Annotated in this window: 14 protein-coding genes; 5 read left to right on the forward strand and 9 right to left on the reverse strand. The window is 65.2% G+C overall.

Annotation, left to right across the window (positions count from 1 at the left end; translation table 11 throughout):
* Window positions 1-66 precede the first annotated feature (66 nt).
* The gene (locus C491_RS10840) at window positions 67-270 is read left to right on the forward strand and encodes a hypothetical protein (protein ID WP_049891765.1); all 204 of its coding nucleotides are present in this window, start codon (window positions 67-69) and stop codon (window positions 268-270) included.
* Between the two features lie 12 nt (window positions 271-282).
* Here C491_RS10840 and C491_RS10845 read toward each other — a convergent pair whose 3' ends face one another.
* The 4 genes from C491_RS10845 to C491_RS10860 form a co-directional block, all read right to left on the reverse strand.
* Window positions 283-2,310: a primary-amine oxidase gene (locus tag C491_RS10845; protein ID WP_005556120.1), complete on the reverse strand. Its 2,028-nt coding sequence runs from the start codon at window positions 2,308-2,310 to the stop codon at window positions 283-285.
* Window positions 2,311-2,423: 113 nt separating this feature from the next.
* Window positions 2,424-3,392, reverse strand: a complete 969-nt coding sequence (locus C491_RS10850) for an NAD-dependent epimerase/dehydratase family protein (protein WP_005556121.1) — start codon at window positions 3,390-3,392, stop codon at window positions 2,424-2,426.
* A gap of 78 nt (window positions 3,393-3,470) precedes the next feature.
* Window positions 3,471-5,165 (reverse strand): thiamine pyrophosphate-binding protein, encoded by a 1,695-nt coding sequence (locus C491_RS10855; protein ID WP_005556122.1) that lies wholly within the window; start codon window positions 5,163-5,165, stop codon window positions 3,471-3,473.
* Window positions 5,162-5,482 carry an EthD family reductase gene (locus C491_RS10860; RefSeq protein WP_005556123.1) on the reverse strand — a complete coding sequence of 107 codons (321 nt, stop codon included), beginning with the start codon at window positions 5,480-5,482 and terminating at the stop codon, window positions 5,162-5,164. The genes C491_RS10855 and C491_RS10860 overlap by 4 nt, the downstream gene beginning before the upstream one ends.
* A gap of 118 nt (window positions 5,483-5,600) precedes the next feature.
* On the opposite strand from C491_RS10860, the gene C491_RS10865 reads away from it, so the two are divergent.
* Genes C491_RS10865 through C491_RS10880 form a run of 4 tightly spaced genes read left to right on the forward strand, consistent with a single transcriptional unit; the run spans window position 5,601 to window position 8,278 of the window.
* Entirely contained in the window at window positions 5,601-6,068 is a 468-nt protein-coding gene (locus tag C491_RS10865) for a VOC family protein (RefSeq protein WP_049891779.1), read from the forward strand.
* A 60-nt stretch (window positions 6,069-6,128) separates the two neighbouring features.
* Complete coding sequence (locus C491_RS10870) at window positions 6,129-6,851, forward strand: EthD domain-containing protein (RefSeq protein ID WP_049891768.1); 723 nt, start codon at window positions 6,129-6,131, stop codon at window positions 6,849-6,851.
* Window positions 6,852-6,856: 5 nt separating this feature from the next.
* Complete coding sequence (locus C491_RS10875; protein WP_005556127.1) at window positions 6,857-7,450, forward strand: HD domain-containing protein; 594 nt, start codon at window positions 6,857-6,859, stop codon at window positions 7,448-7,450.
* A 60-nt stretch (window positions 7,451-7,510) separates the two neighbouring features.
* The gene (locus C491_RS10880) at window positions 7,511-8,278 is read left to right on the forward strand and encodes an IclR family transcriptional regulator (RefSeq protein ID WP_005556128.1); all 768 of its coding nucleotides are present in this window, start codon (window positions 7,511-7,513) and stop codon (window positions 8,276-8,278) included.
* Window positions 8,279-8,941: 663 nt separating this feature from the next.
* On the opposite strand, the gene gfo6 is transcribed toward C491_RS10880, so the two are convergent.
* From gfo6 to C491_RS10905, 5 genes are read right to left on the reverse strand one after another with little or no spacing between them, the layout of a single operon-like run.
* A complete protein-coding gene (gene gfo6, locus C491_RS10885; protein ID WP_005556130.1) occupies window positions 8,942-10,012 on the reverse strand; it encodes a D-xylose 1-dehydrogenase Gfo6 in 1,071 nt (356 codons plus the stop codon).
* A gap of 36 nt (window positions 10,013-10,048) precedes the next feature.
* Window positions 10,049-10,474 carry a universal stress protein gene (locus tag C491_RS10890; RefSeq protein ID WP_005556132.1) on the reverse strand — a complete coding sequence of 142 codons (426 nt, stop codon included), beginning with the start codon at window positions 10,472-10,474 and terminating at the stop codon, window positions 10,049-10,051.
* 46 nt (window positions 10,475-10,520) lie between these two features.
* Complete coding sequence (locus C491_RS10895) at window positions 10,521-11,486, reverse strand: hypothetical protein (RefSeq protein ID WP_005556134.1); 966 nt, start codon at window positions 11,484-11,486, stop codon at window positions 10,521-10,523.
* A gap of 48 nt (window positions 11,487-11,534) precedes the next feature.
* The gene (locus C491_RS10900; protein WP_005556135.1) at window positions 11,535-12,311 is read right to left on the reverse strand and encodes a hypothetical protein; all 777 of its coding nucleotides are present in this window, start codon (window positions 12,309-12,311) and stop codon (window positions 11,535-11,537) included.
* A gap of 45 nt (window positions 12,312-12,356) precedes the next feature.
* Entirely contained in the window at window positions 12,357-12,782 is a 426-nt protein-coding gene (locus C491_RS10905; protein WP_005556137.1) for a hypothetical protein, read from the reverse strand.
* Between the last annotated feature and the right edge of the window lie 675 nt (window positions 12,783-13,457).

Here is a 13,457-nt window from a genome sequence, read left to right on the forward strand (position 1 = left end):
CGCTGTCGGGCGGCCGATCGCACGCCGAGGCCACAGTATAAGAGTGTCGACGTAGTGTGTTATCTCATGCCAGTGCCAGGATATGATCCGGAAGATATTGACGGCACGCTCGAGGCGCTCCTCGAACCCGACGAGATCGAAGACTATCTGGACGACGAACAGCTCGAGGCGTACCGAAACGGCGGCGAGGATCTGGTCGACCTGCTGGAAGGCGACGAGATCCGCCGCATCCTGGATCGGAAGGAAGCGTCGGTCGACGCCCCCGACTGAGTCGCGACGAGATCAGTCGTCGTCCGCGTCGGCCGAGCAACCCTCGCCGTGGCCCGGGACGTCTTGGCCCTCGATCGCGTGCTGGGGCGGGACGTCGATCGCCGGACTCTCCTCGAAGAAGTTGACCGGCTGCAGCTTGAAGCTGTAGACCTGCACCGGCAGGATCGGCCAGTCCTCGGGCCGGGTGACGTGGTTCACGCCGAGCGTGTACCACAGGACCAGGTCCTCCTCCTCGAGGTCGCGATCGGCCGCTGTCCACGCCGGGAGCCCCGCGCCGCCGGGATGCTGGTTCGGGTACCGACCCGACGGATACCGTTCGTCCTCGCGGAACGGCGTCGCCCACAGATGGTACCGGATGAATCCGGAACGTTTCATGACGCTCGAGTCGCTCTGTACGGCCGCCTCGACGTTGCCGCCGGGCATCAGTCGGTAGCCGGTCGGTCTCCCGAGCCGATTCGTCTTCTCGGGGTTGACGACCTGCCAGTACCGTCCCTTCAAGGGGTCGATCAGCTCCTTCGCCGCCGCCTCGCTCGCCAGCTTCTCGCGGTCCGCGTAGAAGGCGTTGCCGCCGGGGTTGTGCGTACGGTCGTCGGCGTCGCCCATCGGATCGAGTCCGTCCGGACCGGCCGGGACCTGCCGGTTCTCGACGCGGTACAGCTCGTTGGGGCCGTCGTCGACGTTTACGTCGAGCCGGAAGTTGAAGAAGTGCTGGTGGATCGGTCCGTTGAGCTGCGGGGCGACGAGTTCGCCGTACCCCGATGGATCCTCATCCGGACCGACGGCGGAGACGCTGTCGATCCCCGTCAGCCGGACCTCGACCTCCATCGAGGCGTCCTGGTAGAAGTACCAGTTGAAAATGTAGTCGTAGTTGCCGACCGCGGCGACGAACGAGACGACCAGCCGTCGACGCCTGCGGACCTCGTCGCTCCCGGTGCGCCAGTCGCTGCGCTCCCAGAGCGTGCCGTTGTCCTCCTCGTGGAGACAGATAGCGTTCTCTAGCACGTTCGCCTCGCCACCGGCGGTGTTCATCACCGCGTCCCAGTAGTGCATATGGCCGAGACAGTCACAGCCGTTGGTCAGCGACTTCGCGAGCCGGCCGATGTTGTACTCGCCGACGTCCATCGCGTTCTTGAACCGGTCGTTGATGTCGGTCGTTCCGTACGGCACGGACATCTCGGCACACGACGCGCGGTCGATGATCGAGCGCACCTCGCCGTCGTCCTCGTAGCCGACGTCGTACAGCACGAGCCCCTCGCGCTGGGTCCAGCCGACGCGCATGTGCCACCCCTGCCACTCGAGTTTCTGTCCCTCGACGCTCCAGCTCGGTCCGTTCGGCTGGTCGACGTTGTACGCGTTCAGGTCCTCACGCAGGTCGACGTCGTCCTCCCGGTAGGCCATTCCCTCGGGCGGGAGCGGCTCCTCGTCGCCGGGCGGTCCGTAGTCGACGACCTCCACGACCTCCATTCGGTCGAGGTCGACGAAGGTGTGGACGCCGGTCACCGGCTTCGCGTACCCCTCGTCGCCGTCGTCCCCGCTCGGCCGGAGGAAAGTCAGGCCGTGGGCCAGCCGCTTCGACCGGTCGACGTCCTCGGGGACGAACTCGTGGCCGACCGACCACGGGTCGACCATTGCCCGCTCGGTGTGCTCGATCCCGCGGCGCTCGAGTGCCGCTTGCCACTCCGCGTTCTCCTTGACCGTCTCCTCACAGGCGATGAACTCCTCGATCGCGATCGAGGGCTGGGCGCCCTCGACATGCTCCCAGGAGACGACGGCGTCGTCGTCCAGCGAAACGACCGCTTCGATCGTCCTCCGTTCCGCGCCGTCTCTGATGACGATCCGCGCTCGACGGCCTGGAACGTCGCCGCCGTCGTCGTAGGCCTCGATGGCGTCCTTCGGCGGCTCCGCCAGTTCGATCTTGATACAGAGGCTCGAGTCGCCGATCGCTCGCTCCTCGGTGAGGGTCTCGTAGGCTGACTCGATCTCGTCCGGCGAGAGCGGGTCGAGCGGGTGGTCGGCTTCGGCTGTGTGTTCAAGTGCCATGACCTTGGGCAACACGACTGCGAATAAATAGGTTGCCGGCTACTGACGGGTCGTTCCGGGATGCGCCGATCGCACGAGAGGCTCGACGACGTCATGATCGCGACAGTGGAACGCTATACCGGCTCGAGTCCGTGTTTCTCGCGCAACACGTTGATGTACTTCCGGAAGCCCGACTCGAGGTCGTACTCGGGTTCGTAGCCCAGATCCTCCCGGGCCTTCGTCATATCGAGGTTCTGTGTCCAAGGGAGTTCGCCGTCGTCGGAGACCTCGATCTCGGCGTCGGGGACGATCGACTCGACGGTTTCGGCGGCTTCGCGGACCGTCGCCAGCACGCCGCGGACGTTGTAGACGCGCTGGGTGAGTTCGGATTCGGGGGTGAAGGCCGCCTTCCGGAACGCCTGGGCGATGTCCTCGACGTGTTGCCAGTCGATCGCCTGGTCGCCGTACTCGACGCCGTAGGGCTCGCCGAGCGCGGGCTTTTCAATGATGTTCGCGAGGAAGGCAGAACCCCCGGTCTCGCGGTAGGGACCGTAGGCGACCGTCGGCCGCAAGGCGACGTGGTCCAGCCCGTAGTCCTCGTGGTAGACCCGGGCCTGGTGTTCGTTGTACTCCTTGGTCGCGCCGTAGAGCGTATCCGGATACAGGAGTTCGTCCTCGTCGACCCACTCCGCGTCGTAGTTGTGGGGCGGGGCGTAGGCCGCCGCCGAGGACGCCCAGGCCACGCGTTCGACCTGATCATCGAGGGTCCGGGCGGCCTCGAAGATGTTGTTCGTCCCCATGATGTTCACCTCGGCCGCCGCCCGGGGGTTCTCGCGGGCGGTCGTCGTCAGCAACGCGGCGAGGTGGACGATATGAGTCGCCCCCGTCTCCTTGACCGCACGGATCACGTCCGTCGGCTCGGAGACGTCGCCCCGTCGCACCGTGGCGTCGTCGGCGACGCCGAGTTTCTCGAGGATCTCGGTGTCCGTCGAGAGGTCGTAGGCCACGACGTCGTGGCCGTACTCGAGCAGGTCCTGTACCACGTAGGAGCCGATGAAGCCGGTTCCGCCGGTCACCAGTACGGTCGCGTTGTCGTCGGTCATGTGTTCAGGGTATGTCGATAGTTCACGTATAGGTTGGTGTTCGATCGAGCCGTCGACGTCGGGGGTCGGCGGCCGCCGTCACTCGTGGAGTCCCCCGATCGAGTCGTAGAACGAGGAGGACAGCGTCTCGGCCATATCCTCCTCGCGGTCGATCCGAACATCGATGACGTGCGGGGTGTCTGCCGTCTTCCCCTCCGCGAGCGCGGCGGCGAACGCGTCGGGTTCGGTCACCCGGCAGCCGACCGCACCGAACGCCTCGGCGACGGTCACGAAGTCCGTGTCGTGGAACTCGACGCCGGCGATCTCGCCCTCGCCTTGCATCTGGCGGACCATCCCGAGGCTGGTGTCGTTCAGGACGACGAACGTCGGCGCGACGCCGTACTCGACGGCCGTCTCGACGCTGTTCATCGTCATCGAGAAGCCGCCGTCGCCCGCGACGGCGATGACGTCTTTGTCGGTCGTCAGCGCCGCCGAAACCGCGGCTGGGTTCGCCCACCCCATCCCGCCGACGCCGCCGCTGCCGAAGTAGGTGCGGACCGCGGGCGTCTGAAGGTAGTACAGCAGCCAGAACCGGTTGTTGCCGGAGTCGGCGGTGACGATCGTCTCCTCGTCGACGACGGCCTGGATCTCCTTGGCCGCGCGCTGGGGTTTGATCGGGGCCGAGTCGTCCTCGCACTCGGGCGCGGTGAACCACTCCCGGGCCTCGGCCGCCCGCTCGAGCGACCACCCGTTCTCCCCGCCCCCGGCATCGGCGAGCGCCTCGAGGCTCGCTTTCGCGTCGCCGATCAGGCCCACGTCGGCGGGGTAGACCCAGCCGGCGTTACGGGCGTCGACGTCGGCGTGGACGATCGTCTGCTCCTCCGGACGAACGAAGTCGGGTGCCTGCCAGTTGGTGTCCATCGGGTTCAGCCGGCAGCCGACGACGAGCAGCGTATCGGCCTCGCTGACGACCCGGTTGGCGCCCTCGTGGCCGAACGAGCCGATGACGCCCGCGGCGCGCTCGTCGGTCTCCGGATACGTCGACTTCCCCAGGTAGGAGGTAACGACGGCGCAGTCGTAGGTGTCGGCGACCGCGGCGAGTTCGTCGTACGCTTTCGCTGCATGGACACCGTTCCCCGCGACGATCACGGGTCTGGCTGCGTCCTCGAGAGCCTCGGCCGCGTTCGCGACGTCTGCCGGGGTCGGCGCGGCGTCCCAGGTCCGGGTTTGCTCGCGTGCATTCCATGCGGGCGGGGTCGGGTCGCCGGGAACGTCGTCGGTGATCGCCCCCCCGTCCAGAATAACGGCCGTCGGACCGGGACGGCCCGCGACGGCGTGTTTGAACGCCAGCTGCGTGCTCCGGAGTGTCTCGATCGGCGTCCGGGGGAACCACCACTCCTTCGTGACGCCGTCGAGGATCTTTGGGAGGCTGAACCCGCCGTAGTCCCCGCGGGCCTGCTGGTAGGGTGCGAGCGTCGAGTACTCGCCTCGTTCGGAGGCCTCGGTGAGCACAACCATCGGCGAGGAGCCCAGCCGAGCCTCCAGCTGACCCATGAGTCCCAGACTGCCGATCCACGGCCCCTGGCCCGTGAGCACTCCCGGATTTCCGGTGAGCCGGCCGTACGTCTCGGCCATGACGCTGGCCTCGCGCTCATCGCGGGGTCGGACGAGGTCGATCTCCGACTCCGGCAGGTGCTCGAGCAGCTCGATCGCGCGCCCGCCGGGGTAACCGAAGACGCACTCGACGCCCAGCTCCTCGAGCGTCTCGACGAGGTCGGCGGCGGTGGTCGTCATCTCTCGTCGACGTGGACCGTCTCCTCGACGATCATGCGCTCGCCGGCGTCGAAGTCGACGTAGTCGGCGGCGTCGGCCATCACCTCTTGGCCCGTTTCGGAGTCGAAGGCGTCCTTGAGCGCCGACATATCCTCGAAGGCGAGCTCGAGTACGCCGTCGTACTCGACGGCGTCGGGGTTCGTCGGGACCGACGTGGTGTAGCGCTTCAGCCCGGGCAGGTCGCGCGCGAGGTCGGCGTGATCGCCCTGCCACCACTCGACGAACTCCTCGTGGCTGTACTCGTCTCCGCGGACCAGAAACTCGACCTGTTTGATCATGCAGTCGTACTGTTGTGAGCTCTTCCCTTCGTTCTGTCGGTGCGACGCGTTCCCGATCGGCGTGACGATCGTTTCCGCGGCCCGAACAGCTATGTGTGGAGATCGCACTGTCGCCAGTATGCCTGAGATGCCAGCGGTACGCGTCGATCACGTCGGGATCGCCGTCGAGTCGATCGAGGAGGCCGAGGGGCTGCTGTTCGCGCTCGGCTGCGAGAAGATCCACGAGGAACGAAGCGAGTACGGGTCGTTCACCTGGGCGACATACGTGTTAGGTGGTGCCTCACGGCTCGAGCTCATCGCCCCCGAGCCGGGTTCCGACTCCTTTCTGACCGAGTTCCTCGAGCGAAACGGACCCGGCCTCCACCACGTCACGCTCGAGGTCGCCGATCTGGATGCCGCCGCCGAAGCCCTGGAATCGAGCGGTGTCACCGTCGTCGACCGCGCCGAGTTCGACCACTGGACGGAGGCGTTCCTCCCGCCGAGCAATCCCACCGGCGCCCTGTTCCAGCTGATGGAGTACCACGATGGTTACGCCGAGACGCGGACGGCGGGCGAGGCGCTGTTCGTCGATGGGGAACCGCTCTGAGGCTGCCAAGCGGTCACGAGCCTCATACTTTATTGGTCTGTGTGGAAAATCACCGTCCCGATGTACAAACACGTCGCCCTTCTCGTCCGCCAGGACGGGATGAGCCACGAGGAGTTTGTCGACTACTGGCAGACCGAACACACCCCGATCGCCCGCGAGATCGACGGCGTCGTGCGCTACCAGCAGGTGCTCCCCACGGAGCCCGATCACGCCGAGTTCGACGGGATTGCCGAGCTCTATTTCGAGGATCTCGAGAAGCTGTACGACGCACTCGGGAGCGAGGGCTCGCGGGACTACGATCCTGAGAAGGGCAAGGCCAGGGAAGCCCGCGAGGACGTCGACAACTTCCTCGCGATCGAGGAACGTCCCCGCTTCATCGGCGAGAAGATCGTCCAGAAGGACGAGGTCGACGGCGACACGAACGGCCTCTACAAACACTCTGCCTTCCTCGTCCGGAAGGAGGGAATGAGCCACGAGGAATTCGTCGACTACTGGCAGGACAATCACACCCCGATCGCCCGCGAGATCGACGGCGTCGTGAAGTACAACACCGTCCTCCCGACCGACCCCGACAACGCCGAGTTCGACGGCGTCGCCGAACTCTACTTCGAGGATCTTGAGAAACTGTACGACGCGCTGGGGAGCGAGGGGGCGCGCGACTACGACCCCGACCGCGGGAAGGCAAAGGAGGCCCGCGAGGACGTCGACAACTTCCTCGCGATCGACGAGCGACCCCGTCTCATCGGGCGGGAGCGACTCGTCAAACGCGAGGGCGAGCGCTGATCGCGATGGCGGACCCCGACTTCGAGCGACAGGTCCGCGAGGCGTTCCCCGAACTCGAGGAGATCGAGGACAACGACCTCCGTGATCGGGTCGTCGAGGCATGGGTACTCGGCCTCACACGCGGGGGCTGGCGAGACGTCGAGGACATCCCCTACGCCTGGAACATCCACGACGTGACCAACGTCGAGCACGTCCGCGGCGTCACCCGCATCGCGCTCGAGAGCGCCCGCGAACAACGGGAGTTCCACGGCGCCGACACCGATATCGATACGGTCGTCGCGGCCTGTCTCCTCCACGACGTCGGGAAGTGCTACGAGTATCCCGGCCACGTCGACGACGCGCTCCTCGAGGAGCCCGACCCGCGGTACGTCAGCGAGGAGATCCCCCACTCCATCTCGGGATACGCGCTAGCCCACGAGGTCGGCTGTCCGCTCGCCGTCCAGCGGGCGATCCCCCACTTCCTCGGCGAAGTCCCGAAACGGACGCTCGAGGCCGAACTCGTCAAGAGCGCGAACTCGGCGTCCTCGAACGCGATCACGCAGGCGACGATGGGTATCATGTTGCAGGAGTGGGTCGAGGAGTACTCCCAGACCGCGTGAGCGAGTGGCTCGTTCGAATAGCGGGAACACATTTTTGTCGGTGCACTCACCACTACCGGTATGGGATCCGAACCGGGGTACAGACCGGTCGAGACCGTCGAGACGGCCCTCGAGATCGTCGCCCTGCTCAAACGCCGGGATCGAGCCGGCGTGACGGCGATCGCGGACGAACTCGGGATCGCGAAGAGCACCGCATCCCGCCACGCCCGAACGCTCGAGGACCAGGGGGTTCTCGTCCGGGAGGGCGAGGCGTATCGGCTCGGAACGTGGTTTCTCGACTACGGGACCTACGTCCGGAACCGGCAACCGGTCTTCGAGGCGGCGAAGCCGAAGGTCGACGAACTCGCCGCGGCGACCGACGAGAAGGTCTGGTGTGTGATCGAAGAGCACGGCGTCGGCGTCCACATCTACGGTGCCGAGGGTCGTCACTCGGTGCGGACCCACGCTCGAGTCGGCAGGCGAACTCCGCTACACCAGTTCGCCGCGGGAAAGGCGATCCTCGCGCACCTGCCCGACGAACGGATCGGGACGATCCTCGAGGAACGCGGGCTCGAGGCGGCGACCGACGAGACGATCACCGACCGATCCGAGCTTCGGGAGCACCTCGAGACAATCCGCGAGCGGGGGTACGCGATCAACCGCGAGGAGTCGGTTCGCGGGGTCCGCGCGGTCGGTGCGCCGATCAGATCCGACTCCGGCGACGCCGTCACAGCGATCAGCGTCGCTGGCCCCGCCAATCGGCTCCGCGGCGAGGTGTTGACCGAGGAGCTCCCGGCGCTCCTGCTCGGCGCGACGAACGAGATCGAGGTCAACCTCGCCCACTCCTGACTCGCTGCAGTGTGATGTTCGAACTACTCGAACGAATTACGCTCGAGCGACCCGTCACCCTGTCGAGTGCCGGGAAGACATTACGAACATACCTCTGTAATATCCTGCCGACAGACGGGTAGGAGAGACCGCCCGAATCCATATCGTCTCTCGGTGTTTCAGCAACTCAAACACGAGCAGGATGACACCACTTCAAGCGGTGTCCATCAGTTCCGACAATTGGTACTGTTCGAAATACCCGAGGATATACGTTACTAGTGTTGTCAATATAAGACATCACTATAGCACAGTACTAACCGCCGAGATAGCTCTACTGCTCGAATCACCACCGACCAGGCAGTGGGTCGACTGGGTAGTTACCGAAGCAATCGTTCTTCCCACACCTTCCGTTTTATCCGCTATATGTGCGCTTTTCTGGAATACATACAGAGAGAGTCGAATCAACAAACCGTTCTAAATCGCTTTGTTTTCGCTATCAACTTCTGGAATAGCATAGAGCACTCGTATGAAAGCTGCAAAGACATAGTCGGAATGACGCAGTAGTATTGCACCAAATGTGAATATCCTATCCTCGAAATACGAATCAGTCATTTGGAATTTATCGATTATCGAACCGACAGCGTCGTTCCGCGGGGTCCAGTCGATCGGTCGGTGCCGGCGCGCTCAGAGCTCCACCGATCGCTCCTCGTCGGCAGCCCGGTGTATCGCCTCGATGATACGCATATCGGTAAGCCCGTGGCGGCCGTCGGGGTAGATCTCCCCGTCGGTCAGCACGCGGTCAGCGAAGTAGTCGAACACCTCCCGAACCTCTCGCTGGGCGTCGAATTCCCCGTGTTCGATTTCGACCGAGACGTCACCGCGAGAGAGTTGCAGGGTCGCCTCGCCGTGGAACGCCGGATCGAGCTCGATCGTCCCCTCGGTTCCGGTGAGCTTCAAGTGGGTGTCCTCGTGGGCGCGCTGGCTCGAGGTCGTGATCATGTGAACGTCGTCCTCGAGCAACAGCGCGGAGGAGGCGCGTTCGTCGGGCACGTCCTCGAACGCCTCGTGGTGAGAGGTCATCCGCGAGGAGACCGCCACGGGCTCACGCTGGAGCAGGTATCGCGTCGTGTTGATCGAGTAGATGCCCAAATCCATCACGGAGGTACCGTATCCCGTGAGATCCGGATCGAGCCGCCACTGGTCGTGATCGGAGTTCATCTCGAGCAGCGGCTGGCCGTTCGCGCCGTAGACCGAGACGGGCTCGCCGATGAAGCCCGACTCGACGAGCTCTCTCGCTCGGCGGACGGCGGGCTCGGTCTGCATTCGGTAGGCGATCATCAGGGGAACGTCGCCGTCCTCGCAGGCCTCGACCATCCGTTCGGCCCGCTCGACGGTCGCCTCCATTGGCTTCTCACAGAGAACCGCCTTCCCGAGGTCGGCCGCCGTCTCGGCGTACTCGAGGTGGTAGGCGTTTGGCGTGCCGATGTACACGCCGTCGTAGGCGTCGCTGGCTTCCCCCTCGTGGTACTGGTCGTAGCTGATCCCGTGTTCGACGTCGTTCTCTTCGGCGAGCCGTTCGGCCTTCTCGGTCGAACTGCTCACCAGTACCGAGACCTCGCCGAGGTCGGAGTTCTCGATCGCCGGGATCGCGACATCGACCGTCCACCAGCCGAGCCCGATCAGTGCGTACTGGACGGTACCCTCCTCGGTCGTCTGCCAGTCCCGCTCGTCGTAGCCGTCGATCCAGTCGTGCATCTATGGAAAAGGTACTCGGAGGAGGAATAAAACTCCTCACCCGCTGACGACGAGCACCGGTCGCGTCGCGAGCCTGACGACCGCGTCGACGGTGCTCCCGAGCAGGGCACCCTTGAAATCCGACCGTCCGCGGCTGCCGACGACGATCGCGTCGACCCCACAGTCATCGGCGTAGGTGACGATCTCCTCGTGCGGGACCCCGACCCGAACGGCCGTCTCGACCGGAACGCCGGCCGCCTCGGCTCGCTCCTCGAGAGTTGCAAGCGACGCCTCGGCCCGCCCCCGGAGGTGGCGCTCAACCTCCTTTGGATCGACGATGGCGTTGTCGTACTCGGTCCGGGTCTCGAGGACGGCGACGCCGTACAGCGTCGCCTCGAGCCGGTCCGCGAGATCGATCGCGTGTTCGACGGCCACCGACGCCGTCTCGCTGCCGTCGGTCGCGACGAGGATCGAGTCGTACATATCGGATCTACGCGAGCGAGCGACAAAGAGCTACGGCCGCGATCGGCTACCGGTTTCGCTTCGGCATTGTCGAGTGGCGCTTGACCGCGTTCATGTCCGCCCGCTCGTTCGGCGGCGGCGCCATCGTCGAGTACCGCGACGACTCGCTCGAGCCAAGTCCGTCATCATCGGAGCCCAGCAGACCGTCGTCATCGTCGTCGTCGTCCTCCTCCTCGTCCTCAGCGTCTTCGTCATCTTCGTCGTCCAGGAGGCCACCGTCGTCTTCATCGTCCTCGTCTCCGTCGGCATCGTCCTCGGAATCCAGAAGATCACCGGCGGAGTCGAGGAGTCCATCCTCGTCTTCGTCTGACTCGTCGTCATCCCCCGCTGCCGCCGCCAGCTGCTCCCGAACCGACTCGAGGTCGGCGCCGAACTCCTCGACCGACGAGTCTACGGCGTCTCGGAGGCGGTCCTCGAGTTCGTCGGTCGTACTCTCGTCGTCCTCCGACTCGGCGTCGTCAGCCGTCTCGTCGTCCTCCGCCTCGTCGTCATCAGCCGTCTCGTTGTCACCGTCTTCCGACTCGTCGTCGTCTTCATCTGCCGACTCCTCCTCGGAACCGTCCTCGTCGTCTTCGGTGTCGCTCTGCCCCTCCGTTTCGTCGTCGCCGTCCCCCTCCTCGGTCGCCTCGCGGAGCCCGTCGATCGCGGTCTCGAGCTCGCCCTCCTCCTCGCGGTCGCCGAGCTTCGCGAGCCGGACCAGCCGCCGGAGCTCCTCGACGCGGTCGGGCTCACCCTTGGTGATCGCCTCGGGGACAGTCTCGGGTTCGGTGCCGTCCTCGAGCGTGCCCAGCCCGACCGCCTCGAGCAGCTCGCGGGGGTCGGTCGACTCGAGGAGATCCGCTGCCTCCTCGGAGAGCTCGAGCAGGTCGTCGTCGGCGCCGTTGTCATCGTCGTCAGGGACGGCGAGCGCTCCGCTCTCGGTACTGGCCTCGTCGAGAATCTCCGTAATACGGTCGTAGAGTTCGTCGGTCATGGTTCTGGATCGAGATTGGGTAAGAGCCCGGATTCGGTGTCGAGGGGATTACGACTCGTCGTCGTCGGCTTCGGATTCCTCGTCACCGTCGGCTCCCTCGTCCGCGACCGCCTCGATGATCTCGTCGGTCATCTCCTCGCGGCTGAGGTTCGCCTTGACGCCGACGTCCTTGGCGACCGACTGCAGATCCTGGTACGACATCACGCCGAGGAAGTCCTCGAGCGTCTCGCGTCGCAGGTTCTCGAGTTCCGCGACCGATGGCTCCTCCGAGGTCTCCTCTTCGTTTTCCGCTTCGTCGGCAGCGTCCTTGTCGCTTTCGCCGCCGTCGGTTTCGTCTTCCTCGTCAGCGGCTTCCTCGTCGCTTTCGTCCTCCGCTTCGTCGTCATCGTCGTCGGAATCAAGAAGATCATCGGCGGAGTCGAGGAGTCCGTCCTCTCCGTCCTCGTCCTCGTCCGCCTCCGTCTCCTCGTCTTCGGCCTCGTCGCCGGTGAGCGCACCGGTCGCCGACGAGAGGGCGTCCTGGCCGACGACGCTCGCGATCGCGTCGCGGATCGCCGTCCGGATCGCGGCCACCAGATCCGAGACCAGCTCGCGGAGGCTCTTTCCGTTCTCGATCCCTTTTCGAAGGGTTTCCTGGATATCGCGACCGATCGTCGCGCCGAGTTCGCGACCGAGCTGTTCGCCGAACTGTCTACCGACGGCCGCACCGACCTCGCCGCCGTCGACGTTGTCCTCGAGGCTGCCGTCGCCGAGCAGATCGGAGACGTCGACCTGTTCGGTTACCTCGTCGGTGACCATCTGCTTCAGCCCGGAGTCCTCACTCATCGCGCTCACCTCGAGTCGCTCGTAGTGGAGAACTCGGTCTCACGGCTACTCCCCTCCGTCCTCGCTCTCGTCGTCGTCATCCTCTTCGTCCTCTTCGCTTTCACTTTCGTCGTCGTCATCCTCTTCGTCCTCTTCGCCTTCGTCCTCGTCTTCCGCCTCTTCGTCCTCTTCGCCTTCGTCCTCGTCTTCCGCCTCTTCGTCGCCTTCGGACGCCTCGTCGTCCTCCTCGTCCTCATCGCCCGCACTGAGCAGCTCCTCGACGACGAGGTCGCCGATCGTGCGCCCGACCTGCTCGCCGATCTTGCGACCGATGATCGAGCCGATCAGCCCGCCCAGCGTCTCGCCGATGGGCTCGTCCTCGCTGATCTCGTCTTCCCACTCGGTGCCCTCGACGAGCCCCTCGAGCTCGAGGTTTTCGGTGATCTTGTCGTAGTCGATCTGTTCCGTCAACGACTGAGATTCCTCACTCATTGTTATGCGCTCGCCTCCGCCTCGCCTTCCTGTTCGTTCGATTCCTCGTCGCCCTCGAGCTGGTCGATCAGCGCCTGGAGGACCTCACGGACGACCGTGGCGATGAACTCCTCGACGGGCAGGTCCGGAATCAGCCCGCGCAGGCTGTCGGTCATCGTCTGGATGGCCGACGAGATCCGGCCCTGTGCGTCCTCGTCCTCGCCTTCGTCGTCCTCGTCACCTTCAGCATCCTCGTCGTCTTCGTCGCCGCCCAGCAGTTCACTGACGAACTCCCGCGGTCTGCTCACGAGCGACGTCAATGCTTCCTGCGAGCGGTCGACGATCGACGAAAGCGCGTCTGCCGGGTTCGGGAGCAGGTCCTGAACGCCGCCGAGCAGGTCCTGCGAGCCGTCGAGGAGCCCGGAGACGGCGGACAGCAGGTTGCCGAGCAGGTTGCCCTCTCCCGGCCGAGCCGAGAGGTTGAGTACGACGGGATCCAGGTTGACCTCGAGCCCGAGCAGGTCGAGGAACAGTCCGTCGAGGTCGAGGTGGAGGACGTTCGTCGCGTCGTCGTCTTCGTAGGAGTCCTCGGCGCCCTGTTCGTGACCGACGGGGTCCTCTTCGTCCTCTTCGGCTTCCTCTTCCTCGTCTTCTTCTTNTTCGGCTTCCTCTTCCTCGTCTTCTTCTTCTTCGTCC

The sequence above is a fragment of the Natronococcus amylolyticus DSM 10524 genome, from assembly GCF_000337675.1.
In the GTDB taxonomy this organism is placed as follows: Archaea; Halobacteriota; Halobacteria; order Halobacteriales; family Natrialbaceae; genus Natronococcus; species Natronococcus amylolyticus.